This window comes from Nostoc sp., from assembly GCF_036918245.1.
Classification (GTDB): domain Bacteria; phylum Cyanobacteriota; class Cyanobacteriia; order Cyanobacteriales; family Nostocaceae; genus Nostoc.
The window spans coordinates 110967-136758 of record NZ_JBALEF010000027.1; the positions used below are offsets into that span (position 1 = coordinate 110967).

21 protein-coding genes are annotated in these 25792 nt (G+C 42.4%); 9 read left to right on the plus strand and 12 right to left on the minus strand.

What is annotated here, in order from left to right; translation table 11 throughout:
• Nucleotides 1-76: 76 nt before the first annotated feature.
• The 3 genes from V7L12_RS06280 to V7L12_RS06290 all read left to right on the plus strand — a co-directional run bounded on the left by V7L12_RS06280 (nt 77) and on the right by V7L12_RS06290 (nt 6420).
• Nucleotides 77-2656 (plus strand): CHAT domain-containing protein, encoded by a 2580-nt coding sequence (locus tag V7L12_RS06280; protein WP_335083065.1) that lies wholly within the window; start codon nt 77-79, stop codon nt 2654-2656.
• 41 nt (nt 2657-2697) lie between these two features.
• Nucleotides 2698-3048 (plus strand): hypothetical protein, encoded by a 351-nt coding sequence (locus V7L12_RS06285; protein WP_335083067.1) that lies wholly within the window; start codon nt 2698-2700, stop codon nt 3046-3048.
• A gap of 78 nt (nt 3049-3126) precedes the next feature.
• Nucleotides 3127-6420, plus strand: coding sequence for a two-partner secretion domain-containing protein (locus V7L12_RS06290; RefSeq protein ID WP_335083069.1), 3294 nt, complete (start codon nt 3127-3129; stop codon nt 6418-6420).
• Here the strand turns inward: V7L12_RS06290 and V7L12_RS06295 are convergent.
• The 5 genes from V7L12_RS06295 to V7L12_RS06315 are packed head-to-tail and all read right to left on the minus strand — an operon-like array spanning nt 6316 to nt 11590.
• Nucleotides 6316-6741: a hypothetical protein gene (locus V7L12_RS06295; RefSeq protein ID WP_335083071.1), complete on the minus strand. Its 426-nt coding sequence runs from the start codon at nt 6739-6741 to the stop codon at nt 6316-6318. The two genes, V7L12_RS06290 and V7L12_RS06295, sit on opposite strands and share 105 nt — an antisense overlap.
• Complete coding sequence (locus tag V7L12_RS06300) at nt 6741-7514, minus strand: DUF928 domain-containing protein (RefSeq protein ID WP_335083073.1); 774 nt, start codon at nt 7512-7514, stop codon at nt 6741-6743. Before V7L12_RS06300 ends, V7L12_RS06295 begins: the two co-directional genes overlap by 1 nt.
• Before the next feature lie 12 nt (nt 7515-7526).
• Complete coding sequence (locus tag V7L12_RS06305) at nt 7527-9929, minus strand: CHASE2 domain-containing protein (RefSeq protein WP_335083075.1); 2403 nt, start codon at nt 9927-9929, stop codon at nt 7527-7529.
• Between the two features lie 23 nt (nt 9930-9952).
• Nucleotides 9953-10918 carry a DUF1822 family protein gene (locus tag V7L12_RS06310; RefSeq protein ID WP_335083076.1) on the minus strand — a complete coding sequence of 322 codons (966 nt, stop codon included), beginning with the start codon at nt 10916-10918 and terminating at the stop codon, nt 9953-9955.
• A gap of 33 nt (nt 10919-10951) precedes the next feature.
• Entirely contained in the window at nt 10952-11590 is a 639-nt protein-coding gene (locus tag V7L12_RS06315; RefSeq protein WP_335083078.1) for a sigma-70 family RNA polymerase sigma factor, read from the minus strand.
• A gap of 888 nt (nt 11591-12478) precedes the next feature.
• Between V7L12_RS06315 and V7L12_RS06320 the strand changes: the two genes are divergently transcribed.
• Genes V7L12_RS06320 through V7L12_RS06325 form a run of 3 tightly spaced genes read left to right on the plus strand, consistent with a single transcriptional unit; the run spans nt 12479 to nt 14330 of the window.
• Nucleotides 12479-13960 carry a site-2 protease family protein gene (locus V7L12_RS06320; RefSeq protein WP_335083080.1) on the plus strand — a complete coding sequence of 494 codons (1482 nt, stop codon included), beginning with the start codon at nt 12479-12481 and terminating at the stop codon, nt 13958-13960.
• Nucleotides 13961-13965: 5 nt separating this feature from the next.
• Nucleotides 13966-14142: a DUF6888 family protein gene (locus tag V7L12_RS33130; RefSeq protein WP_442947871.1), complete on the plus strand. Its 177-nt coding sequence runs from the start codon at nt 13966-13968 to the stop codon at nt 14140-14142.
• Nucleotides 14139-14330 carry a DUF6887 family protein gene (locus V7L12_RS06325; RefSeq protein ID WP_334819426.1) on the plus strand — a complete coding sequence of 64 codons (192 nt, stop codon included), beginning with the start codon at nt 14139-14141 and terminating at the stop codon, nt 14328-14330. Before V7L12_RS33130 ends, V7L12_RS06325 begins: the two co-directional genes overlap by 4 nt.
• A gap of 194 nt (nt 14331-14524) precedes the next feature.
• Here V7L12_RS06325 and V7L12_RS06330 read toward each other — a convergent pair whose 3' ends face one another.
• The 5 genes from V7L12_RS06330 to V7L12_RS06350 form a co-directional block, all read right to left on the minus strand.
• Nucleotides 14525-15784: a glycoside hydrolase family 10 protein gene (locus tag V7L12_RS06330; protein ID WP_335083120.1), complete on the minus strand. Its 1260-nt coding sequence runs from the start codon at nt 15782-15784 to the stop codon at nt 14525-14527.
• A gap of 53 nt (nt 15785-15837) precedes the next feature.
• Nucleotides 15838-17148, minus strand: a complete 1311-nt coding sequence (gene nifN, locus V7L12_RS06335; RefSeq protein WP_335083082.1) for a nitrogenase iron-molybdenum cofactor biosynthesis protein NifN — start codon at nt 17146-17148, stop codon at nt 15838-15840.
• A complete protein-coding gene (gene nifE / locus V7L12_RS06340; RefSeq protein ID WP_335083084.1) occupies nt 17148-18542 on the minus strand; it encodes a nitrogenase iron-molybdenum cofactor biosynthesis protein NifE in 1395 nt (464 codons plus the stop codon). The genes nifN and nifE overlap by 1 nt, the downstream gene beginning before the upstream one ends.
• A gap of 577 nt (nt 18543-19119) precedes the next feature.
• Complete coding sequence (gene nifH / locus V7L12_RS06345) at nt 19120-20088, minus strand: nitrogenase iron protein (RefSeq protein WP_334819420.1); 969 nt, start codon at nt 20086-20088, stop codon at nt 19120-19122.
• Nucleotides 20089-20569: 481 nt separating this feature from the next.
• Complete coding sequence (locus V7L12_RS06350) at nt 20570-21703, minus strand: substrate-binding domain-containing protein (RefSeq protein ID WP_335083086.1); 1134 nt, start codon at nt 21701-21703, stop codon at nt 20570-20572.
• Between the two features lie 540 nt (nt 21704-22243).
• On the opposite strand from V7L12_RS06350, the gene V7L12_RS06355 reads away from it, so the two are divergent.
• Entirely contained in the window at nt 22244-22609 is a 366-nt protein-coding gene (locus V7L12_RS06355) for a hypothetical protein (protein ID WP_334924059.1), read from the plus strand.
• A 339-nt stretch (nt 22610-22948) separates the two neighbouring features.
• Here V7L12_RS06355 and V7L12_RS06360 read toward each other — a convergent pair whose 3' ends face one another.
• Nucleotides 22949-23179: a hypothetical protein gene (locus V7L12_RS06360; RefSeq protein WP_335083088.1), complete on the minus strand. Its 231-nt coding sequence runs from the start codon at nt 23177-23179 to the stop codon at nt 22949-22951.
• Nucleotides 23180-23439: 260 nt separating this feature from the next.
• Nucleotides 23440-23640: a hypothetical protein gene (locus V7L12_RS06365; RefSeq protein ID WP_335083090.1), complete on the minus strand. Its 201-nt coding sequence runs from the start codon at nt 23638-23640 to the stop codon at nt 23440-23442.
• Between the two features lie 122 nt (nt 23641-23762).
• Between V7L12_RS06365 and V7L12_RS06370 the strand changes: the two genes are divergently transcribed.
• Together V7L12_RS06370 and V7L12_RS06375 are read left to right on the plus strand one after the other, a co-directional pair.
• Nucleotides 23763-24404, plus strand: a complete 642-nt coding sequence (locus V7L12_RS06370) for a hypothetical protein (RefSeq protein WP_104908762.1) — start codon at nt 23763-23765, stop codon at nt 24402-24404.
• A gap of 10 nt (nt 24405-24414) precedes the next feature.
• A complete protein-coding gene (locus V7L12_RS06375) occupies nt 24415-25221 on the plus strand; it encodes a pentapeptide repeat-containing protein (RefSeq protein WP_334819410.1) in 807 nt (268 codons plus the stop codon).
• Nucleotides 25222-25792 lie beyond the last annotated feature (571 nt).

A 25792-nucleotide genomic window follows, 5' to 3' on the forward strand; every position in this document is an offset into this window, starting at 1 on the left:
CGGCGACACCAGAGAGGTTGAGCAACTTCCACTGTCTATATTTTAGTAAAAACGCGGTGCAAGTGGGGGCAAAAACATGGCAAGGAAAAAATCTAGATTACGGAAAATCAAACGCTTTTTAAGTGTACTGCTGCTTTTGGCTATCTTCTTAAGCGCTCTTTTATTGCCCCCCACTTTCGCACATGTAACTGCGGAAAACTCCATTGTTAAAAGGTTGCCCAATGCCCAGAACTTGCTGGAACAGGGCAGTAAATTTTATGAAACCGAACGGTTTGCTGAAGCTGCTACTTCTTGGCAACAGGCTATCTCTGCATTACAAGGCAATGGGGATGAACAAAGGCTTGCGATCGCACTGGGTAATCTCTCATTAGCTTATCAGCAATTGGGACAGTGGTCAAAGGCAGAAGGTGCGATCGCTCAAAGTCTCAATCTATTACAAACTACTCAAAATATAAATACTAAAGAGCAAATTCTAGCCCAAGTCTTAGATATCAAAGGTCGCCTGCAATTGGCTCAAAGCAAAGCTGAAGATGCCCTGAATACTTGGGGAGTATCACTTGACATTTATACCAAAATCGGCAATGAAAGGGCAGTTATTCAAAATCGGATTAACCAAGCACAAGCTTTGCAAGCTTTAGGGTTTTATCGTCAAGCCGAGAAGATTTTAAGAGAAAGTACTCAGATTCTCCAAAGTCAACCCAACTCACCTGTTAAAGTTGCAGCCCTGCATAGTCTCGGTAATGTCGTGCAAGTCACTGGTGATTTAGAAACATCTCGGCAGATATTGCAGCAAAGTTTAGAAATAGCTTCATCGTTGCAAGATTTAGAAGCGATCGCTGATATTTTCCTCAGTCTGGGTAATACAGCTCGTGTTCAGCAAGACACGCAAACAGCTATAAAATATTATCAACAAACTATCAAAACTGCAACCTCACCCACTACACGCATCCAAGCTCAAGCCAATCAACTAAAACTACTGCTGAAAACTGAGCAATTGTCAGCTTTCCAAATATTGTCCTCCCAAATTAAAACTCAGCTTCACGACTTACCCCTTAGTCGGGCAACAATTTCTGCCCGGATTAACTTTGCTCAAAGTCTAATGCAATTCCGAAAAAAAACCGCCGCAGACTCTCCCTCATGGTTAGACATTGCCCAATTACTGGCAACTGCTATTGAGCAAGCAAAAAGTTTGCAAGATAAACGCACACAATCCTATGCTCTTGGTGTTTTAGGTCAAGTGTACGAACAAACTCAACAGTGGTCTGATGCCCAAAACCTCACCCAACAAGCCTTGCTCATCGCTCAAGCTATCGATGCTAAAGACATTGGCTATCAATGGCAATGGCAACTGGGACGTTTACTTAAAGCTAAAAGAGATATAAAAGGAGCAGTAGCAGCTTACACAGAAGCAGTTAATGACCTCCAAGCCCTCCGCAGTGATTTAGTTGCTGTCAATTCTGCGGTGAAATTTTCCTTTCGAGAAGAAGTTGAACCAGTTTATCGGCAGTTGGTTGATTTAATTTTGCAATCTCAGGGTAATCAAGTTAGCTCAGAAAATCTTGCAAAAGCCAGCAATACAATCGAATTACTCCAAATGGCAGAACTAGAAAACTTCTTTCGCAACAACTGTTTGAATGCTCAAATCCGTAATCCAAAAAAAGATCCAACGGCAGCAATTATTTATCCATTTATTTTGCCAGACCGACTAGAGGTCATCATCAAGTTGCCTCAACAGCGTTGGTTGCACTACACTACCCCTGTAGTTGAAACAGAATTAGAAACTACTTTAGCGCAACTACAGGAAAATCTACCCAAACCACACACGCTGCGACAGGTTCAATCTTTATCCCAAAAGGTTTACAAATGGCTGATTCAACCTGCTGAAGCTGCTTTAGCTGAAAGTAAAATTCCTACTTTGGTGTTTGTGCTGGATGGTTGGTTGCGAAATATTCCGATGGCAGTTCTCTACGATGGCAAACAGTATCTAGTTCAGAAGTATAACATTGCGCTCACTCCCAGTCTGCAACTGATTGAACCCAAATCATCAAAGAAGGAATTAAAAGCAATAGCCGCAGGATTGAGTGAAGCAAGTTCGGGATTTCCTGCACTACCCAACGTCAAACTTGAATTAGAACAAATCCGCTCTCAAGTCCCTAGCAGCATCCTTTTGAATCAAGAATTTACCAGCAAAACTTTGCAAAACCGGATTAATTCTCTATCTTTCCCTATCGTTCATCTTGCAACTCATGGTCAGTTTAGCTCCAAGGCTGAGGAGACATTTATTGTCGCTTGGGATGAGCGTATTTATGTCAAAAAGTTAAATAAGTTAGTGCGAACGCTAGAGCAAAACAGACCCGAAGCGATTGAATTGCTCATTCTTAGTGCCTGTCAAACAGCTGCCGGGGACGAACAAGCTGCACTAGGAATTGCTGGTGTTGCTTTTCAGGCAGGAGCACGCAGTACGATCGCTTCTTTGTGGAACTTGGATGATGAGTCTACTGCTGTGTTGATGAGTCAATTTTACCAAGAGTTAGCCAACAAAAACCTGACTAAAGCTGAAGTACTCCGTCGCGCCCAGCTAGCTCTTTTGCAAAGTCCCAAATACAAACGTCCCAGGTTTTGGGCACCCTATGTTCTTTTGGGTAATTGGCTTTGAGCCACTCTCACCACTTCAATTGGTGGGATTCAGACTAGGAGTTGGAGTTAACTTTTTGTCCATTTAGTTACGCAGATGCGATCGCATCAACTTACAATGCCATTGCATCGGCTGACAATGCGATTGTTTCGACTGACAATGCGATCGCATCAACTTACAATGCCATTGCATCAGCTTACAATGCCATTGCATCGGCTGACAATGCCATTGTTTCGACTGACAATGCCATTGTTTCGACTAACAATGCGATTGTATGGACTGACAATTCGATTGTATCGGCTGACAATCCGATCGCATCGACTGATGAATTATGTTGTATAAATTTATGTAAAGAAATTAGCAAGTTTTGCGTAAAACTAACGCGATCGCAACTGAGAATTATCCAGAGGTGACTGTAACCACTGTAAACCCACATTAGTGGTGTGACATAACCAAAAGTTCCGCAACTGCTGTTTGCTTAGAGGGGTACAATGTCCAAGATAAGTATTAGTTGGGGCTGGTTTATCGGAATTGCAATATGTGGTTCAAGCACTTGGAGTACAAATTGTGCTTTTGCCGAAATTATCCCCGATGGCACTTTGCCTAATAACTCTAGTGTCAAATTACAAGGGAACAACAGCATCATTGAAGGAGGAACCCAAGCAGGTGGCAACTTATTCCACAGCTTTCGGGAATTTTCTGTCCCTGCTAACGGCGCTGCTTTGTTTAATAATGCTGCGGATATTCAAAATATTATCAGTCGGGTAACGGGTGGGTCACTTTCTCAGATTGATGGGTTAATTGGCGCTAACGGCACAGCTAATTTATTTCTGATTAATCCTTATGGGATTATTTTTGGACAAGGTGCGAGGCTAGATATTGGTGGTTCTTTTGTAGGGACGACAGCTAATGCGCTTGGGTTTGGCAATCAAGGTTTTTTCAGTGCTTCAAATCCAGAAACTTCTTCATCACTGTTAACAGTCAATCCTTCCGCCTTACTATTTAATCAAATCAAAACCGCATCTATCCAAAATAATTCAGTTGCAGACTCTGGTTTAAATCCATCTTCTGAATTTATAGCAACAGGTTTGCGTGTACTAGATAGTAAGAGTTTGCTGCTGGTAGGCGGTGATATCAATATGGATGGTGGAGGATTGTTTGCTTTTGGTGGACGAGTTGAGTTAGGTGGGTTAGCAGGTGCGGGAACAGTTAGATTGAATGGCGATGGTAATAATCTGAGCTTGAGTTTTCCCGATAGTGTAGAAAGAAGCGATGTTTCCTTGAGCAATGGCGCTGAAGTGAATGTAAGCGCTGGTGATAGCGGTAGTATTGCCATTAATGCCCAAAACTTAAATATGGCAGCAGGTGAAAGAAGTTTTTTGCTAGCAGGAATAGATTCAGGGTTAGGATCTGTTGACTCTCAGGCGGGAGATATAGAAATTAGTGTAACAGACACAATAAATCTTTCCAATAAGAGCTTAATTGCTAATACGGTGCGTCCAAGAGCTGTGGGCAAGGGTGGCAACATCAATATCACAACTGGGTCACTTTCGCTGACAAACGGTGCACAACTGCAATCGCGGACTAGAGGACAAGGTGATGGGGGAAATGTAAATATAAATGCCCGCAATACAGTTTCCTTTGATGGGGTAAGTAGTGATGGATTCACTAGTGGGGTAACTGCTTGGGTGGAACCTCAAGCCATAGGTAACGGTGGCAACATCAATATCATAGCTGGCTCGTTATCGGTGAAGAATGGCGCTGGACTAACTACTAGTACCTTCGGACAGGGAAATGCTGGTAGTGTGAACATCAATGCCCGCAATTCCGTCTCCTTTCAGGATGGTGCACAGATAAGGACTGGTACTTATGGTGTCGGAGATGCTGGAGATTTGACAATTCAAACGCAGCAGTTGAGTGTCCAAAATGGGTCAGTAGTGCTAGGTGGTACTAGTAGTGAAAGTTTTGGAGCAGGGGGAAAATTTAGCGTTAATGCCTCAGAATCCATAGAAATCGCGGACTCCATATTTTTTAATCAGACGGAAGGTACTGGCTCCACTAAGGGCATGACGATTCAAACGGGGCAGTTGAGTGTCCGAGATGGTGCATTAATATCTACTAGTACTTATGGTGCCGGAGATGCCGGAGACTTAACGATTCAAACGGGGCAGTTGAGTGTCGGAGATGGTGCACAGATATCTACTGGTGCTTTTCCTGGTAGCTCAGGATTAGGAGGGAACTTGAGCGTGACTGCCTCCGAATCTATAGAACTTATTGGCTCCTCACTATATACTCTGGCTCCTAGCGGCTTGTTTACTGGAACAGCTGGTACTGCATCTGCCGGAAACTTGACGATTCAAACGCGGCAGTTAAGTATTCGGGATGGCGCTGAGTTATCTGCTAGTACTTTTAGCTCAGGATTAGGAGGGAACTTGAGCGTGACTGCTTTAGAATCCATAGAACTCGTTGGAATTGGTCGTCGATTATCTGGTGGTGGCTTGTATGCTAGTACTTACGGTAGTGGATCTGCTGGAAACTTGACAATTCAAACGCAGCGATTGAGTATCCGAGATGGCGCACAGGTATCTGCTGGAACTTTTTCTAGTAGTTCGGGAGCGGGAGGAAGTTTGAGCGTGGCTGCCTCGGAATCCATAGAACTTATTGGTACTTCAGCAAACGGGTATTCTAGCGGCTTGTATACTCAGACAGATGGCACCGGATCTGCTGGAAACTTGACAGTTCAAACACGGCAGTTGAGTATCCGGGATGGTGCAGCGATATCTGCTAGTACTTTGAAATCGGGGTCAGGAGGGAACTTGAATGTAACTGCCTCAGAATCCATAGAACTCATTGGAGGTCAATTGTTGGGTGGTGGCTTGTTTGCTTCCACAGACGCAAACTCAACAGGAAATGCAGGCGATTTAACTGTTAAAACTAATAACTTACTAGTGCAAGATGGAGCTGCAATAACCGTGCAGAGTTTGGGAACAGGAAGGGCAGGCAACATGACATTAAATGCTCGCTCTATCCGTTTAAACAACAATGCCTTACTTATCGGGAACACACAAAGCGCTAAAGTTGACCCCAATAGAGAGCAGGCGACAATTAACATTAACTCACAAGATTTGTTAATGAGTCGCAATAGCAACATCTTCACCAACGCCACGGGCGAAAACGTCATCGGCGGCAACATCAATATTGACACCGATTTCCTCATTGGTTTTGAAAATAGCGACATCAGCGCCAATTCTCAAGACTTCCGTGGGGGAAATGTGCAAATCAATGCCCAAGGTATCTTTGGTATACAGTTCCGAGATGTGGCGTCTGATAAAACAAGTGACATTACTGCTACTGGGGCAAGTTCTGAGTTAAGTGGTAATGTAGAAATTAACACACCTGATATTGACCCTAACAGTGGCTTAGTCAACGTGCCAACAATAGCAACTGACACTGAAGTAGCACAGACCTGTCAAACTAGTGGAACTTTAGCTAAGAGCAGTTTTACAATCACTGGACGCGGCGGCTTGCCTCCTAATCCAGGTGAAGCTCTTAACACTGATGCAGTGCAAGTAGATTTGGTGAGTATCAATCCAAAAGGCGATCGCCCCGATCGCCCCTTTGTTCCTAGCAAAATAACTATCCCCGCACCAAAACCGATCATAGAAGCTACTGGTTTGGCGCTAAACGAAAAAGGAGAAGTCGTTCTGACAGCAAATCTTCCCACCACTACGCCCCATAGTCCTTGGTTGAAGCCTGCATCTTGTAGAGCAATTCGTAATTCGTAATTTCAGATTCGTCAGATTGCAATCTGGTTTTTTTTCATCGAGCTGCAATGCGATTGTATCGACTGACAATGCCATTGCATCGACTGACAATGCCATTGCATCAACCCGCAATGCGATTGTATCGACTAACAATGTGATTGTATCGACTGACAATGCCATTGCATCAACCCGCAATGCGATTGTATCGACTAACAATGTGATTGTATCGACTAACAATGTGATTGTATCGGCTGACAATGCCATTGCATCAACCCGCAATGCGATTGTATCGACTAACAATGCCATTGTATCGACTAACAATGCCATTGCATCGCCCTTCATTACTCACTTTCTAAATTGCAGCACTCCACCCTTGGTTCAGTTGCAAAATCATTCAAACCAACAGCTTGCAACAGCGCCGTCCAAGAAGTATCTTGCGAATTGGTGCGACGCAATTCATTAGCAGCACTCAGCGCTTCATACCAAATACCATTAGCTGCATAAAGGTTTACTTGCTGGCGTGGTGTTGCTTTTTCTAATTGAGTTTTTAAAGCAGGCTTTAGTTGCTCCCGTTTTACATAGCCTTCAACATTAGCAATAATTTGGTTATCCTTCTGACAGTAAATGTTGAAATACCAACGATACCGCTTACCTGTCTCCAGAGGTGCTGCTTTTGAGGGCAAACGAAAGCTAACTACTCCTGGTGTCCCCGTTAAAGAAGTTTTATAAGTAGTCTGATTTTGTGCTTCATCTTCTAGCACAAACTCTCCAGATGCAAAGTCGGATGCATAAGGAACATAAAATAAGAAATTAGGATGCTCTGCGATCGTTGTTCCAAACACCAATTCTGAGTTTGAATAAATAGGTACTAAAGCTGTGAGCCGCTTTTGAGAAGAAGTCATACGCTTATTTATATCCTGACCACAGCCACGGCTACCTGCTTCCCCTCGCTTACCTGGTTCCCCAATGTCTGGTGGTGGAGGCGGCGCAGCGAAAATCAGTGATTGATTTAATTGTCCATTGGGGTTTTCAGGCTGTGCCTGCACTTGGATACAGCTAAGGAGTGATAAACTAATGGCGAGGAAAAGTTGAATCTTTTGCACAGACAATTTCATTTGTTTTATACCTCAAGTTGTAGAAATCAGTTGTCGCTGACCTTGTTGTGAAGATAGGTAAATCGCTACTGTGCTACCAGTAAGCACTAAAACTAAAGTTGACGGAACTAGGGGAACCCAAATGCCCTGATAAAAGAGAATTAAGCAAAAAATGTATAAGCCTCCAAGTACGCCTCCTGCCGTTAGCAATAGATATAGTCTCGAACGATAGCGCCAAGTGAGTGACTGTGACACAGCGTAGCCGAGTGTCTGCGACACGGCTACGCCGAACGCACCTCCAACCACAGACCAACTCCAAACCCATAACACTTCAACCCAAACAGGCAAAACAGATATCAAAGGTCGGCCATCGATCGCAGCACTCACCAGCTGACTCAGCATTTGCGCTTGTAGAATCACTCCTGGTACTTCCTGAGAAAAACCCTGTTCAGTCATGTAGGGGGTAGGACTATAATCACGGAAGCTTTGGGCAGTAGTACCAATGAGAACAATTCGGTCTTTGACTTGTTCGGGGTTGACCTTTCCTCTAAGAACATCTGTGAGTGTGACAATAGGTGCAATTTCTAAAGGTGAACCTTGGAAAGAGCGGTAATTAAGCAGTATTTGATAGCCCCCTATATCCACTTTTTGATAGCCTCCCATCTGCGATTCTGTTTTAGAGCCATTTCGCGATCGCAACCGTTTGAAAACGATGTTACCTAGCTGCAAATCTCCTTGGGGGGTGTATTTCGCAGAAATCCCTTTTTTCTCCAAATAGTGGAATGCCAGTTGGGCATTAAGCGCGTAGCGTGCAGTACAAGGAGATGTAGGGTTAGCTGGCTGGATTGCTAATAAATGACGACGCAAAACATTGTCTGAGTCTGGAACAATATCACTAAATCCTTGGCGTTCTGGTGGAACTCCTTTTGGAGGTGAAACTCCGGGATAGTTTTGGGTGCGATCGCTAACTTTGCAAATTGCAAAGAAATTGTCATCAGTTTTCCAACGAGTGGTTAAAGAAGCCTGGTTGGGTTGTACTGGTTCAGCACGATAAATATCCAAGCCAATGGTTCGCGCTTGGTACTGTGCAAGTTTATCTAACAGTCGCGCCAGTGCAAGATTTGACAGTGAGCCACTTCTTTGCTTCTGCTCTGGGAGGTCAAGATCGTCTTCAGTTACAGTGACAATCAATAGGCGCGAATCTTGCTTTTCCTGTGGACGCGATCGCATAAATTTGTCATATAAGAGCAACTCCGATGTTTGCAATCCTCCTTGATGTCTTACCCCCAGTACACCAACAGTTATCAGCAGGCTCAACAGTAGCAAGGTTCCAAGGCGGCGAGTGTTGGGAATTCGGGGCTTTGCCCAAGTCATTGATACTACGGCAGGATGTTCGCTAATTACTGGCAACCAACTTGCACCTGGATATTCCTTTTCTATTCCTTTGAGCCTTTGTCTAGCGGTACGAACCGCAGCATATATAGATTGTCCTGATGAAAAAACCTCTAGAAAATGCTTTAAAAATTTTTGAGCTACCTTATCTGGTACTGGTTCCCGCATGACAATAATTTGCGGAATTTGTAAATCTTGTAGTTCTCGCGCTAATCCTAATCCATCGCAAGAGTTGAAAATCGCCAATTGTAACCCGTTGGCAACAGCATTTCTCAAGGCATATCTGAGTTCATCAATTGTTAATTTATCTGTTTTATTAATATAGATGCAACTAGCTTCACCCTCACTCTTGCTATGACCTGCGAAAAATAAGATATTCCAAGGTTGTTTCCACAAATTCTCGTCGATGTCTGAATATTCAGGTTCTACTAAAAAAGTTGTAGTGGCATCAGGTAATTTCTCTAATAACTGGCGGTCTTGCTCCACATCAATACCGTCACTATTGCCTAAAATTGCCAAAATTCTAATTTTATTTCTGCTTATGGATGTCTGCAATGCAGCTGTTACTGGTTCTGATTCTGGAACACTGAAAACAACTTCAGCTTTCAGGTAATCTCGATCTATCAAATCCCACAAATGCCAAGGAAGTTTTTTGAGTTGCAAACAATGAGTGCGAATCAACACCCGCACTTCTTCATCTGGCATCAAGTGTTTGAGCCATTTTTCCCGCACGGGACGAAAATACTCTGATAGCAACCAGTTATTTAGATGCTCCCGTACCTCACTAGCTTTTGTATTGCACTCCTGACGGCGCTGGGAAATAGAACCATCGTAAATAATTTTTTTGGCTTTGATGCGGGTACATTTCCACAAGCTGCGATATGTGGACTGCCATTGGTCAATTGCTGTTGCCATATCTGGATTGGAGGGTAGCTTGCCAGTAATTTCTGTAGTCGGGCGTTTGCCCTCTTCTCCAATCTCCAGCGTTACCTGCACGCCTAAGTGCAAATCGCCATCTAGCTTCAGCACAACTAACTTTCTCATTGGCAGCACCCCTGCTGTTGTTTTTAACAAATGACAAAATTTTCTGTGATGCTGATATCTCCCAGAACAAGTTTAACGCCAAAACGTTCTCCCACTTCACAACTAAATTCCAATTGAATATTCTTATTGCTGCTTCTTGTTTGAGCTTCCATCACAGATGCTCCCTCAAAATCCAGTACCATTAGATGGAGATTTGGTGGCAGATAATCTTGTCCATTTGTCGGATGTAATTCTACGATAATGTCCATTTCTTGTTCGTTATCTGGAGGTAAGGTAACGACTAAAACCACTGCACGATCGCTCAAAAGCTTTCCTAAATAAATCAACTTACCCCTACTAAGAAAAGCACCATTGCCACTTCTTAGACTCCAAGCTGGATTGACACCTTGAGTGCCTAAAAGAGTCTCAACTTCTTGCCACCCAGCTTCAAAAATATTCTCCAACCATTGCTTCAAATTAACTAAATTCTGATTACATTCCAGCGAACTATCAGCTATTTCAGCAACTTGTAATTGAGAAAGTTCTTCTAAATACTCCAAGAGATTGTCTAAAGGTTGCAATTGGTTAATGGGTAATAAATCAGTTTGTACTTGCTTGACAAATCCCAGCAGCGTTGCTTCTCTAAATGATTTGCCAATTTGCACAGCTACATAGCCAATTCGATTTGACTGTACTTCCGGCGGCACATAAACAAATTGTGCATCTTCTAATACTGGACGACATTCTAATAAGCCCAAGTTTTTTAGCGACAAATCAGCAACATCCATAAGTGTCTGTTGTATGACATTCCAACTATCACTTTTATGCAAGTCTGTCTCAAATCCCATGCAACATAGATAATAATTTACGAACGACACAGACAAAGTATTGAGATAAACTTGTTCGCCTTTTGCTGGTGTGGCTTGTTGTCTGCGTAACTCTTCTGCTCGATGCCTTCCATCCACAGGTATTGGGGCTGAAAATGTTAAAACGTTGATGCTTTTGCTCATATTTTTGCCTAGCTGATTAGATGATATTAAACATTAAATACATAAATATTCATGGAATTTAACAGCAAATTTTTCCAAACAACGTTGATAAAAACTATGAAGAGATGTGATTCCAATACCCCATTCTGCCGAAATCTCTTTCCAGGAAATGCCAGAACATCTTCTTTTAGCTATAGCTTGAAAATTTGCCTCTGGATGACCTTTGATATGTTCCTTGCAAAAAATTAATTCTGGATCAGTTTCTATGCATTCTCTTACTTGTTCAAATAAAGACATAGGTTGAGATGAGGGTATATTTTCCATGTGAGAGGTTTCGAGATTTATTTCATTTTCTTTGCCGATAATTTTGGGGATAGCCTCTGGAAAAAAACGTTTAGTTAATAGCATATTTATCCAAGTCATCACTTCGCCGCGTTCTGGGTTATACTTATTAATATTGTTATCTTGACAAAGATAGAAAAATAAATTTTGTACTGCTTCATCATAGATATCTTGATAAAGTAGTTGAAATTGACCTTTATAAGGACGAACAAGCTTACCTGACTGCCAAATAGCATTAATCAAACGTGTTAAGGCTATCCGCTTTTCCTTCGTTAGGTGTGTGTATTGTTGGGCTGCGATCGCTAAGTCTTTAAGTTGTTCATCTAGTTGTTTTCTCCAGTCATTACTCATAAAAGACCTCGAATCAGAACGTAGCAAGTTACAAATTCATCTATATCTCATGTATTGCTCGCGACTTTTACACAAACCAGCCACAATTGTTACAAAACTTTGTGCTTATGTATTGAACTGAGGACTGGGAAGATTTGGCTTGGCGCGACACCAGATTCTTTGGTGTTTATGCTGACCTCCTTTCAAATTCGATAGTAAATTAAATTCCTCTTTGGGGAACTCCAAAAAATAAATTATCCCAATTTCTGGACTCAACACGACTGTTCCTCCCCCCTGCTCCCTGCCCCCTTGCCCTAAATGCGATGGGATATTTTTTTAGTTGGAAGTTCCTTGCTGGAGGTATGAGCCATTAGAATTAATTGCTAGGACTAATCCCTACCCTTACATTCTTGCTCGATAAAATCTCAGTCAAGTTAGGGCGTTTCAATTCTCCCAAACACCTTAAAACTGCCTCTGCTGGTGCTGCTAGCTTACCACTGTCCCATAACCTACTGATGCGTAAATCTAGCCCGCCGCAGGCATCGCTGATTAACCTCTGTGCCTCTGCGGTTTAAAAGTAATTTATTTAACCATAGAGATGCAGAGAACACAGAGTAAAGAGATTAAAGAGGAATTTTTTGACCAAAATTTTTACCCACCTTGAAAGGGCTAGTACAGCATGGCGTAAAAAAACATACCATTTCAAATGGCGCAAGAGCTTGGAATACAATTCTTTTGACTTGCGGTACTAGTCCTACATAAATAACAACAACAGCGTAGCTGATATGAAGTTTTATCACTAGGCCAAGCGGGATAATTTGGGCAGACGACAGGCGGCGTTATAAATTAATAAGTGTATCTGCAATACCGGACTTGTTCTGGCTTAGTCTCAATAGCAAAGGTTTGGAGATGTTCACTTTATCAGAAACTTCTATCCTGGCAGTAATCCTACTGGTAGCATTAGGCATTCTAGGCTGGGGCTTTTATCGCGCCAGACCTTTTGGTAAGCTGGGAATCTTAGCCTGGTTACAGTCGGTGGTGTTGATGACTCCCTGGCTCCTGTTTTTTGGATTGTTTACCGCAGGGATTTACATCAATATAGCGGGTATATTGTTCTTAATAGTGACATCTGCTGGTTTGTACGTCTTCTTGGGCAGACAGTTACGCGCAGCTGGGCAAGATACTATCCTCAAGCAACGCGCAACCGAAAGACTTGCCGCTGCTTCTTTACTTGAAGCAAATTCCCCACAACCAACAGCAGCAGAACTGAAACCGGAGATCCCGCCAATACCAGAAGATGACTTGAATGCAATTAAAGGCATTTTTGGTATCGATACATTTTTTGCCACAGAAACGATCGCCTACCAAGATGGAGCCATTTTCAAAGGTAATTTGCGGGGAGAACCAGAAGAAACTCACAACCGTCTAACTGCAAGTTTGCAGCAACGCCTTGGCGATCGATATCGCCTATTTTTAGTGGAAAATACAGACGGCAAACCAGTGGTGATCGTCCTACCCAGCCGCAACGATCCCCGGCCGATGTTGTTATCGCAAAAAGCTTTTGCAGGTATTCTGTTGATAGCAACCATTGCTACTAATTTAGAAGCTGCGGGATTACTGCTGAATTTTGATTTTTTTGGTAATCCAGGGCGGTTTAAAGAAGCTTTGCCCATAGGTGCTGGAATATTTTCGATTTTAGTAGCTCACGAAATCGGTCATTGGTTACTTGCCCAGCGTCACCAAATTCGCCTTAGCTGGCCCTTCTTTCTACCCGCTGTGCAAATTGGCTCTTTTGGTGCAATTACCCGCTTTGAGTCTCTGTTGCCCAACCGCAAGGTATTATTTGATATCGCCTTAGCCGGGCCAGCCGCAGGTGGTATTGTCTCTTTGTTAATGCTGGTGACTGGCTTGCTGCTTTCCCACCCAGGTAGTTTATTTCAATTGCCCAATCAGTTTTTCCAAGGGTCGATTTTGGTGGGAAGTTTGGCGCGAGTTGTCCTTGGTTCAGCGTTGCAGTCATCCCTGGTAAGTGTTCATCCCTTAGTGATAATTGGTTGGCTGGGGTTAGTTATCACCGCTTTGAACTTAATGCCCGCAGGACAACTAGATGGTGGGCGCATTGTTCAGGCGATTTATGGACGCAAAACCGCAGGACGCGCAACGATCGCAACTTTAATTTTACTGGCAGTAGTATCTCTCGGTAATATGATTGCCATGTACTGGGCAATCGTCATTTTCTTTTTGCAACGGGATCAAGAACGCCCCAGTTTGAATGAAGTTACTGAACCTGATGATGCTAGAGCCGCTTTGGGGCTTTTGGCTCTATTCTTGATGATTACCACGCTTCTACCCCTAACTCCCGCCTTGGCTGGGCGTTTGGGAATAGGATAGTGTTTGTGGAGCCTACACCCAAACAAGCAATATCCGCAATTCGGGTGTGCGCCCAACTTACCAGGGTTTATAAACGAATAGACCTTGTAAGATTGGACGAGCGCACCAGAAATGTTTATATCTTGGCGAATAATTCAATCGAAGCTGAGGTAACACCAATTGGAGAAATTCTTTGGTTATGACAAAACCTAACTTTCAACAAATGCCTTTAGAGCAGCTAAGAGTTTATATTTTGGAGCATCGCAACGACGATGAAGCATTTCATATTTACATCGACAGAAGACGCGCCCTATCTCCAAAACAGGTGCCGATGACAATTGAGGAAGCGGAGGCTGAATTACAGAGACGGTTTGGACAGGAAGCTAGTTAAAAGACCATAACAAATTCTGGCGTTGCATATTTGTGGGATGGGCAAGATGCCCATCCCTTGTATTTCGGGCTGGGCGAGACGCCCACCCTACAAGAATCAACCCTTGATTCAGCAACGCCCAAATTATTAAGTGATTATTAGTGAACCTTCGCTGAAATTGAGTCGTGTGTTCACCAACAGTTTATTTAGGAAAATTAACTGAACGGTTTCCAACCTGCTAGCAAATTTGGGTAAGCTGTTGGTGTGGGGAAAATTTTCTGAAAGCCAGTTTGACGATCTTGCGGCTTTTCCTTGCTCATATTCCAAAGGGTTTCATAGAAAAAGAAAGAAACTCCAGCAAAATTGCGATCGCGTACTTTTTGCACTTGTGTCTGAATCTGCTGCATCGGTACAGATTTGCTTTTCAACCCAGCCAAAATGCCAATACTTACGGGAATATGGTTCTTGGCCGCTTTCACTTCTGGATACTCTAATTCGCTGATAAAAACATTCAAGTCATCCCGATATACCTGCAAAACCAAGTCTTCAATGATTCCCAGCCGTTCCCATTTCTGCCAGTCTGCTAACAAGAAGTTGTAGGAAAGACGCTGAGGATTTGGCGCAACGGAAACCAGGCAATCTTTTTTAGTAGCTTTGATGGCTGTAAATACCCGCTTCATAAACTCGGTGATTTTATTAGCTCTCCAGCGCACCCATTCCGGATCTTGGGAGTTCTTAGAAGGAGCTTTTCCCTGATGTTCTTTTTTGTAAAGTGCTACCGTATAAGCATCGTAGCCTAATTCTGATGGTAAACCAAAATGGTCGTCAAATTGAATACCATCGATATTGTAGTTTCTAACAATTTCAACGATTAAATCTTGGATAAACTGTTGTACTTCTGGGCGAAAGGGATTTAGCCAAACGCGATTATGTCTGCCTTCTTTGACAATCCGAGTCCCATCACTGCGACTAGTGAGCCATTGGGGACGATTTTTAGCTAATAGAGAATCTGCTGGTGCCATGAAGCCAAATTCAAACCAGGGAATCACTGTTAACCCTTTTTGATGTCCCACATCAACAATTTCTTTGAGGATATCTCGCCCTTTGAGTCCGGGTGTGGGATCGAGCGATCGCCCGATAACTTTTTGGGCAACTTTGCTAGGATACAATGTATATCCCCAATTCCAAACCGCCGGATATATCGCGTTAAAATTGAGTTCATCAAGGCGTTGCAAAGATCCCTTGAGGCGATCGCGCTCAAATAACACATCACTATCAATATTTGTTAACCACACTCCCCTTAACTCAGATGCTGGCGTTGACGGCAGCTTAATTTGAGCGTTCAATGGTAACGACAACATTACCGTAGCGATCGCACTCAAGGTAAGCATAACAACAAACAAAAGAGACTTTCTACTTTGGCGAATATTCCACCAATAAGAAAACTTAACACACCACTTTACAAACCTTTTCATCATTATTTAAAATGTCTGTGTCACTGAAGCAAACATCGACATGATAACTAATATTAATGCTTAACCTTTGTTTCCTGCTCTAAAAAGAGATTGCCAATATCAAATAAAAGTTGCATGGTACCTCGATAGCCTACCTTGGTGAACTGACCATAATCTAAACGGTCAAAAATGGGAATCCCTTGACGGTAGAGAGGAATTTTTAAGCGTTGAGCGATCGCTACTCCATGAGAGTTGGTAATTAGTAAATCAGACCCAACTGCCAATTGCTCAAAGTCTTCCAAATCGCCGATAGTAACGCTAGGAATCGGAAGTTTTTCTAATAGAGGAAAGCGTGTTGTTGTCACTGCTGCGTGAATCTGAACTCCTAGCGATCGCAAAAAAGAAACTGTGGACCAAAGTAAATCTGGTTCCAGCGCCAAAGAAACTCGCTTGCACCCAAAGTAAAAGTGATTCTCCAACATCACGTGTTGTAACTGACAGCGCTGACGGCGGTATTTCTCTGGTACGCTGACACCACTGATATCCGCCAATGCTTGCAGAAATTTATCTACTGCTGCTAGTCCCGTCAGTTCACTAAATACCTCATAAGGTATATTGAATCTCTGCTCCAAAATTTGCGCCCCACCCCGCATACTATCACCTAGTGCCAAAGTGAATACAGAACTACCAATTGAGCGCAACTGTGCTGCATTTGTGCCATTAGCTGTAATGGCACTAGAAGAATCTTCTATATGACCATCTAATGAGCCAGAAAGGTCAGGTACAACAATAGGTACGAGTCCAAAAGAGGTAACAATCTCTTTGATTTCCTGTACATCTCCTGGTGTGAAAGCAGAACTCGCCAAAATAGTGATTTGTGTGGGATAAGCGTCTTGCTTGGAGCTTTTTTGAGGAATTTCCCTGACTATACTCTCAACTGCACCAGCAAAGCCATCCTGTAATGTACCTTTGAAATCTGGTGTAGAGACAAGCACAATTGGTAGATAATCCAATTCTGGGTGACTGTGGCGAATCTCCTTGACAAAGCGCCCCATATCATCACCTCTGGTTTCCACAAGTCCAGTGCTACAAAGACCGATAATTTCTGGTTTGGATGTCTGCACCAAAGTCAAGATTGCTTCTTCAACTCTTTCCTCGCCACCCAAAATGGTTGCAACTTCAGTCATCGCTGTACTGGAAAGGGGAATCGTCTGACGGAAATGTTGTACTAATACCGCCTTAGTCAAAGCAGTACAGCCTTGAGAACCGTGTAATAAAGGCATGATTCCCTTCAACCCCAAAAAGGCTAAAACTGCACCTACAGTTTGGCTTTGCTTCAGGGGATTAACTGCAACAGATGTACTCGTAACGCTAATAATCGCCATCAAATATCCTCCTCAGAAGAATTTCCTGCTGACCACGGGGCTGGCTGGTATACTTGCTCCCACACAGGGTTGTAAAAAGCGGCATACAGTTCTCGTGCTACCTCTAAGATTCCTATATAGCCTGCATAGGCATGATTGCGTTCTTGATTAATGTCTAGAAAAGGAATCCTAGCAGTGAGAGAGGTGTCTTGATGGCGTTTGTCAGCAATTAACATATCAGCTTGATTTTCGTTAATTATCTGTAAAATTTCTTCAGGAGTATTTTGTTCTAGAATTATGCCATCTTCACCCAGCAAGCTTTTGACTCTAAGTTTATCCTCCTCAGTATTACTATTAGTACTAATAGCAATAACTTCCATCCCCAATTTCTTAGCAGCAAAGATAATCAACCAACTCTTGAAACTTCCAATAGAAAGGATAATGCGCTTACCTTGTAATCGGGTAATATACAGACCGAGTTTTTCATCTATTGCAGCAGTTTCTTCTACAATTAACTTTTCTGTACGTTCCTGTAAATTAGAATTACCTAACTTTGCCGCAATATTCCTTAAACATTGATTCATTGACTCTATACCATAGATAGACTCTTCAATATAGGGAATGCCATATTTTTTTTCCATCCCTTTTGCCACGTTGATGAGTGCTTTGGAGGAGAGTATGACGTTAAGTTGGGCACGATGAGCATAGCAAACTTCTTTGTAGACAGCATCGCCTGTAATTTTTGCCAAAACTCTGATACCTAATTTCTCCAATAACGGTAGAACATTCCATATTGCACCTGCGATGTTATGTTCACCAATTAGGTTGATGTCATCAGGTGTACTAGTCTCTGGTTCAGCTGTTCCAATAACGTGTTCTAGCATTGCTTCACCAGCGACACGGTTGCCCAAATTTTGGTTCCCAATGAATCCAGGACAATGTACAGGGATAGTAGGTATTCCTGTTTTCTCAGTGGCATCTTTGCAAACTCCCTCGATATCATCTCCAATCAAGGCTGTGATGCAAGTGGAGTAAACAAATACCGCCGCAGGTTTGTAGCGTCTTGCTAATTCTAAAATGCCTTTGTACAGCTTTTTGGCTCCACCGAAGATGATATCATTCTCATCGATGTCGCTGGTAAAGCGTATTTTGTACAGCATCGAACCAGAGGAGAGACTGCTGTAACTTCCCCAAATACTGGCAGCACAGCCACTTGGCCCGTGAACTACATGAGCAGCATCGGTGATTGGTACTAAGGTAATCATTGCACTATCAAAAGCACAACTCCCTTGAGTAGTTCCAGGTTGGGGTAATTGTGTGGAGGACTTTTTTTTCTTTTGTTTCTGCTGCTGAGAAGCATCTTCAGAATTGGATTCACTGAGCGAATCGTTAATTTTTCCTGGGGTGGGATTCATTGGTTTGGTGACAATAAGTAGAAGTTACTAGGTGTTAAGTGAATTTCAAAAAGCTTTCATAGGATTTTCATTTATTAACCGTGTATCTAAAGGATGGAATAAAAGGGAATCAGAAAGAGAATTTCCCATCCCCTAAAACATAAACATCAACTAGGTTAGAGAAGGAAACAACAAAAACATGAACTAGACTATTAAAGTATTAATGTTGCTGTGTAGACCTTGATAGATTAGTGTTAGCACGGTGAAGTTGAAACAAACAAAAGTTAAGATTGGCTATTCGATTACCTCCATTTTAAAGGATTTTTTAGGAGTAATGAGTGCTGAGTCCTGAGTAAGAAGTAATGAATAAGTAGTACTAATGAATCTTCCCACTCTCAGCCGAGTCATTCGCTACTCAAAACTAATTTGATGCTTAGTCGGTCTAATATTACTTTTTACTCAGCACGGGCTAAACCTTAGCTATCCGCTAATGTTACTCAGCACTCAGAACTGTTTCGGTGAGAGGGTGGGCTATTTTTGCCCACCTGATATTTACTCTGGATTTAGCACCTGAGTCTAAATAAGAACCTTACTTCTTTTAACTACCAGAAACTATTTCTACGTTTCCTTTTTTCAGTGCTTCTAGTGCTTCGCCTTGGGCATCTTCTAGCTTCTTCTCACCATCTGCTTGAGCGTTGGCGGCACTTATCAGTTTTGCAGCATTTTCTTCGCTTTCGAGAATACCAAATTCAATCAACAAATCTTCTAGCTCGTCCATCTCAATAGGTGTGGGAACGGCAAGATTTGTATTATTGATAATCTTGTCTGCTAGTGTCCGGTATTCATTAGCTTGATTGCTATCGGGTGCGTACTCGTTGACAGTCATCCGGCGCAATTCTGCGTGTTGCACAATGTTGTCACGCGGCACGAAGTGAATCATGTGAGTACTCAATCTTGCAGCGAGTGTGCTAATCAGTTCGTCTTCTCTATCAGTATTACGACTATTACAAATTAGACCTGCCAAACGCACGCCACCAGTATGAGCGTACTTAAGAACACCACGAGAGATGTTATTAGCAGCAAACATCGCCATCATTTCACCGGAGGTAACGATGTAGATTTCTTGGGCTTTACCTTCACGGATTGGCATCGCAAAACCACCGCACACAACGTCGCCTAATACGTCGTAAGATACGAAATCTACGTCTGAGTAAGCGCCGTTTTCTTCCAAGAAGTTGATGGCGGTGATGATACCACGACCGGCACAACCTACACCAGGTTCAGGGCCACCAGATTCCACACATTTGATATCTCGGAAACCATTGATAACTACTTCTTCAAGTTCGATATCTTCTACAGCACCTCGTTCAGCAGCGAGGTGCAAAACGGTGGTTTGAGCTTTACAGTGCAGAATCAAACGCGTAGAGTCAGCTTTCGGGTCACATCCGACAATCAAGATGCGTTTACCCACTTCTGCCATCGCAGCAAGGGTGTTTTGGGAAGTGGTTGATTTACCAATACCACCTTTACCGTAAAAAGCAATCTGTCTAATTTTTTCGTCGGACATGATAATTTATCCTGCAATTGTTTGTTTGGTGGGTTTATGAGGCATTGGCACAAAGTGCCTACCGGAGGTACTTGCTGTCAAGTTACAGCATTGACCTTATATAGAACGTCGTTGGAGGCGCTCGTTCTACAGCAAAAAGAGTCCGAATCCAGAACATATTTAAGTTTTGGTCAGTTTTCGTTGGCCATTAGTCATTATTTTTTCTGACTAATGGCTAGAGCGATAAAACATCACTCAAGGGATATTGCAAGTATTACCATCCGCTCACTCAAATGATTTCTCTAGCGGTAGTAATACCAATTGGAAAAAAGAAAGCTACAGGTTCCAAGCCGGAAACTCAAATTCAATCCGAATTACGAATTCAGCATCATCAGTTGTTGTAATCTCCTGAAGGTTGCTCATACCTAAAGAGTGGTTGCAGCAGGATTTAAATTTACGCCAAGTTTTCCCTAAACCACACAACCAACCATTGCAATCTACTCTAAACAGTCGCTACAACTTCTCCGATTTTGCTGATATCGTAACCGCCGAGAATTTCAAATTGAGAGTGAACCATCCGATGTCCCAGAGTACTGAGCAACTGCTGTACAGGTGCTTCTTCCAGATATTCCTTGAGAATCACCAAATCATATCGTGACTGATGTAAAGGGATAAATCCCAGCCCAAAAGCGGTAGCTACAGATGCCGTACTCATACCAGCATCGGCAAGTCCTCTGACTAAAGCTTGGGCAACATCTTGGTGACTTTTGAGTATATTGTCAAAGCCCTGAACAGCATCGAACGGTATCTGCTCTTTTTGGAGTGTTTGTTCCAAAAGCATCCGACTACCAGAACCTATTTCGCGGTTGACAATTGTCGCTCCCCCAGCAACTAAGTCAGTAACTGTTCTAATTCCCATTGGGTTCCCTAACTTCAACAAAAGTCCCTCCTCCCAGACACCAAGGGTAATCAGAACTGCTTCCCTGCCAGCCAGAACATCTCGAACAAAGGGAGTATTATACTCACCAGTCTCAGGATCGTACAAATGCATCCCAGCGATGTGCGCTTCACCTCTGCATAAACTGTGCAATGCAGCCATGCTATTGGCAAAGTTATATTGGACTCGCAGTTGGGGATGCCAGCGTTCGGTGGCTCTTGCCCATAGTGAAATCACAGGGGCACAACCAGCAATCACAACGGTGTTGTGAAGTGTGTCGAGATTATCGTCTAGTAGCCTGACTCGAACTTTATTTGTACCTGTTTGGCTAGTGCTTTCACCATCAGCCGGAATCATATCTTGGCGAAAAGCATCTTTACCAATCAAGGGATAAGCTATCCATTGTCCTCCCACACGAGCCATGCTAACTCGTAGTTGCTGACCATTAGGAACAGGTTTGGCAAGAACAGCTTCAATTTCAGGTAAATCCCGCTCTAACCAGAATAGATCCTCAACTTGACAGCCAAGCGCTTTGGCCAAGCGAAGTGTTATGGCTACTGAGGGAGCATATTGCCCCGACTCTACACCACTAATAGTTTGACGAGTCACATTAGCGATGTTAGCCAAATCTTGTTGGCTCATGCCTAAGCGAGTTCTAATGGACTTCAAGTTATTACGGAGGTCACTATCCTGCTTCATTGGCTTTGTCTCTTGGTTTCAAAAAGCCGTAGCGGATTTAACAAAATATCTGCCAAGGCGAAAGTGTAGTCTTTGAGTTTATATCATTTCTCTTTGAAGACTTTTTGTGCTTTCGCTGTCTTGATTCCCCATATAAAAAGACTATCACAGAAATGGCCAATTTGCTTGCGAAGCGCAAATTATTTTTGCGGGTGTTTGCTTTTTACTTGTTATCTTGGCTTAAAAGCCCCAAATTCCAATAAACAGAGCATTTATCTAGCAGCAACAATCTACCAACTTAATTGGTAAATTGTAGTATTTAATACAGTTTTAGAGATTAGTTTCAGCTTTGATGCTTGATAGGCGAGTAATACAAACAGTAGAAAACATACCAACCAATTTCGCTTTTTGGGTAAATTTTGCCCTGACGAAAAATTACCTATTTGACTAAAGTGAATATGCACATAGCATCAGCAAAGAACTGCTATTTTAAATTTTTGCATAATCAATTAGGTATTACCAAAGTATGCAACAGATGGCAACAAAGTAATGGAGAGAGTAATGATTACCGAAGAAGACTTAGCCCAGCAATTTAACGTAATTATTGAACACACTCACCCACGGGTATGGAACCTGTTAAGCCAATGTTATGTGAAGATAATCAATCCTCATCCTCACTTAACAAGGGTGAATATAAAAACATGCATCCGCCATGCGAAATACATTGGTATTTATTGCCCTGATAGACTAATTAGTGCTGTAGTAGAACAAAAAAACCTACTTAAAGAAGTTGCAGAATACTTGGGGCTAGTTGAAATTGTTTGCTTGAATGCCAATAACTTGATGCGCGATCCCCTCTCAAATCTCAAGCAAGCTTATCCCCAGTTGTGGTTAGAGTTGTTATGGATTGTTACTCAAGAAGAATAACCTAGTAAACTCGATTTTTCTGCAATATTCAATCTGCAAAAACTCATAATTCCTAATCTTCACCGCAGCTTCGTTACTTTTGAAGCTTGCTAAAAACTTATGAATCAACCATGCCTACATCCAGATGATTTGCCTTCACCTCAAACAATCAAGCTGAGTGAAATACTATTCAGACAGCTTGAAGAAGCAACTAAAAAAAGCTTTTTCCTAGCGTGCGATGGCGTAACCGCCCACCGTAGGTGATCGCATGACACGGATTTTGTTATCGAGTTGTCATTGGTATTTCCAAATCAATAGTGGCGTTTTGACGTTGATCCTGATTTGTAATAATATGGAAAGTTATCGCAATATCATGAAAACTGTTCCCCACTTTGCCGATCGCTTAAAACAGTTTGCCAATAGAGCTAAAATTACTGTCAGTTCTCCACTTGACAAAGGTATACCGTGGGTACTCAGCATAGATAATGTCTTACCTGAAGGGGACTTGCCCAGTACCTGATACATAAACCAGAAAAATCGTGATCGCCCTTCCTCCTGAACATTGGCGATCGCGCCGAAAAAGTCCGTCAAGCCTCTCCCAAAGCACGGCAAGCTGTTTAAATGCTTTGTATCTGCTTATTTGCCTGATTGGGAGGATAGGGAGAGGAAGTTACGGGCGTTTGTGAAAATACTTTAGGAAAAACAAGTTGAGCTATAAAGAGCCATATTAGACTTCTTGGCATTGTGGGGAATGGGGTTGCGGGTAAAGGGTAAAGGTATGGAGTTTTCCCTTACCCTTTAACCTTTTCCCTTTCCCCAACATCTTGGCATTTGTTACTTTTGCAAGATGTCTATTCATTGGCATCTAATCCTTGCAGTTTCGGTTGGGAGATGTTGGGGAAATATTTGGGGTAAAACTGGGGTAATGTAAAAGGGTCAAGATGTTTACAAAGCAGCTGTGTTAAATAAAAATTATGTCGTCCGATCAAAGTAGATTTTATCCCGCGACGACGATGGTCTTCTAAATAAGCATTGGTTTCTAGAATTGCCATTTGACACACGGATGTAGATCCGTTAGACGGATTTTGCGCTCCTTTATACCCTATATTGTCAAGTTAGGCACTTATATCTTGTATGTAGATAACTTTTACCCTCACGACTGGAGAGCAAAATCTTGGGCATAGAATTACGCAGTTTCGTATTTCTCGACAATCTGCAACCTCAACATGCAGCATATATGGGAACAGTAGCCCAAGGCTTCTTACCATTACCAGGAGATACATCACTGTGGATTGAAATCTCTCCTGGTATCGAAATTAATAAGATTACGGATATAGCCCTGAAATCTGCCTCTGTCCGTCCGGGAGTACAGGTAGTTGAACGACTATACGGACTATTGGAAGTTCATTCTAGCTCCCAAGGCGAAACCAGAGCTGCTGGTCAAGCTATTTTGGCGGCACTGGGAGTCAAAAGAGAGGAATGTCTGAAACCGCGTGTTATTTCTAGTCAGATTATCCGCAACATCGATGCTTATCAAACACAACTGATTAATCGCACGCGCCGGGGACAGCTACTACTAGCAGGTCAAACGCTGTATGTATTAGAAGTGGAGCCTGCTGCTTACGCCGCACTGGCTGCCAATGAAGCGGAGAAAGCAGCGAGGATTAACATTCTTGAAGTTCAAGCTGTAGGTAGCTTTGGACGGCTTTACTTAGGTGGACAAGAACAGGATATTCTAGCAGGAGCAGCGGGAGCATTAACGGCCATTGAAAGTGTCGCTGGTCGGGTAAATTCTTTGGGTGGCCGTCAGGAGTAAAGGAGAAAAAATGGCAAATCGAGAGCATCTAACTTTACTCAAAGCAGGTGCAGTTACATGGATTGAATGGAGAAAGAAAAATCCCCAGATTGAACCAGACCTCAGCGCTGCGAATCTGCAAGGCGATAACCTCAGAGGTGCAAACCTCCAGGGGGTAAACTTGAGAAGAGTTGATTTGGGTAATGCTTTACTTGTGCGGGCAAACCTCAGTGGTGCTGACCTCAGTAGTGCCAACCTCTATAAAGCCTTCCTGAATGAAGCTAACCTGAGTGCGGCTAACTTCAGTGTTGCTAACTTGAGTGGCGCTATACTTACTCAGGCAGATTTGAGTCATGCCAATTTGATTGGATCTGACTTGAGTCAGGTGGATCTTAGAGGCGCTGCGATCGCATCTGCTAATCTAATTGGCACTGACTTAAAAGGCGCTAACTTGAGAGATGCCGATTTAGGTGCAGCAAAGTTGATGCGGGCTAACCTCTCTTTTGCCAACCTCATTGAAGCTAACTTGATTGCGGCTGACCTCAGTGAGGCAAGTTTGTACGAAGCAGAAGTTTTAGGAGCTTATCTTTACAAAGCTGACCTATACAAAGCTAATCTGACTAAAGCTCACCTAAGTGGTGCATACCTGTTGCGGGCTAACCTAAGTGAAGCTGATTTGAGTCAAGCTGACTTGAGTTGGACTAACCTTAGAGACGCGAATTTGGCAGGGGCAAATCTCAGAGGAACTAACCTTAGAGGAGCCGACATTCGGGGAGCTAACCTCAGCGGCGTAAATCTTCAAGAAACAATTATGCCTAACACTTCAACACACCATTAGTTTACAAGAACAAAGAATTGACGTTTAGATTCATTTTTTGGGGCATTTTTTTCCACAAGAAGTATATAAAATTTATGTAAAGCTTAACTGTTATTAAGCTCAAAATGTTTTAGATAATCTATCAATTTAACTTATATATTTTCAGATGTATTTCCTTAATAGAAAAAGTATTTTTTTTCCAAAATAAAATTGATATTGAAACCTAACTTAACAAATAATGTCGTGTTAATTTAAAAAAAATAGTATATTTTCACAAAGCTTAATTAAAGTTTACAAACTTTTATAATAGTACTAAAAATTAAAGAATTTGCATTTTTAAGATTTGGTAAAGGATTTGACGTAACCTTTCACTCATGATAATAAATAATTATAGGAGAGTTGAAAATCAAAAAGTCTGGTAAAAATAAGTAATTAAAATAGATTAATTTTGACCCAATTACTTATTATCATTCGCATAATCAACTAACCAAATCAATAACTAATATTTTCTCAGTGTATTGGTATTAATTAGGTTAGCTAAGGCATCTGTATTTAAACTTACGGTTGTAATTAATCAATATTGAACTTATGA

Coding starts and splice junctions, on each gene's coding strand:
- V7L12_RS06280 (WP_335083065.1), top strand. CDS start 77: ATGGCAAGGAAAAAATCTAGATTACGGAAAATCAAACGCTTTTTAAGT.
- V7L12_RS06295 (WP_335083071.1), bottom strand. CDS start 6,741: ATGAAGGGCGATGCAATGGCATTGTTAGTCGATACAATGGCATTGTTA.
- nifE (WP_335083084.1), bottom strand. CDS start 18,542: ATGAATCCCACCCCAGGAAAAATTAACGATTCGCTCAGTGAATCCAAT.
- V7L12_RS06355 (WP_334924059.1), top strand. CDS start 22,244: ATGATTACCGAAGAAGACTTAGCCCAGCAATTTAACGTAATTATTGAA.
- nifN (WP_335083082.1), bottom strand. CDS start 17,148: ATGGCGATTATTAGCGTTACGAGTACATCTGTTGCAGTTAATCCCCTG.
- V7L12_RS06365 (WP_335083090.1), bottom strand. CDS start 23,640: ATGGCAATTCTAGAAACCAATGCTTATTTAGAAGACCATCGTCGTCGC.
- V7L12_RS06290 (WP_335083069.1), top strand. CDS start 3,127: ATGTCCAAGATAAGTATTAGTTGGGGCTGGTTTATCGGAATTGCAATA.
- nifH (WP_334819420.1), bottom strand. CDS start 20,088: ATGTCCGACGAAAAAATTAGACAGATTGCTTTTTACGGTAAAGGTGGT.
- V7L12_RS06300 (WP_335083073.1), bottom strand. CDS start 7,514: ATGAAATTGTCTGTGCAAAAGATTCAACTTTTCCTCGCCATTAGTTTA.
- V7L12_RS06325 (WP_334819426.1), top strand. CDS start 14,139: ATGACAAAACCTAACTTTCAACAAATGCCTTTAGAGCAGCTAAGAGTT.
- V7L12_RS06330 (WP_335083120.1), bottom strand. CDS start 15,784: ATGAAAAGGTTTGTAAAGTGGTGTGTTAAGTTTTCTTATTGGTGGAAT.
- V7L12_RS06350 (WP_335083086.1), bottom strand. CDS start 21,703: ATGAAGCAGGATAGTGACCTCCGTAATAACTTGAAGTCCATTAGAACT.
- V7L12_RS06315 (WP_335083078.1), bottom strand. CDS start 11,590: ATGAGTAATGACTGGAGAAAACAACTAGATGAACAACTTAAAGACTTA.
- V7L12_RS06375 (WP_334819410.1), top strand. CDS start 24,415: ATGGCAAATCGAGAGCATCTAACTTTACTCAAAGCAGGTGCAGTTACA.
- V7L12_RS06310 (WP_335083076.1), bottom strand. CDS start 10,918: ATGAGCAAAAGCATCAACGTTTTAACATTTTCAGCCCCAATACCTGTG.
- V7L12_RS06305 (WP_335083075.1), bottom strand. CDS start 9,929: ATGAGAAAGTTAGTTGTGCTGAAGCTAGATGGCGATTTGCACTTAGGC.
- V7L12_RS06320 (WP_335083080.1), top strand. CDS start 12,479: ATGTTCACTTTATCAGAAACTTCTATCCTGGCAGTAATCCTACTGGTA.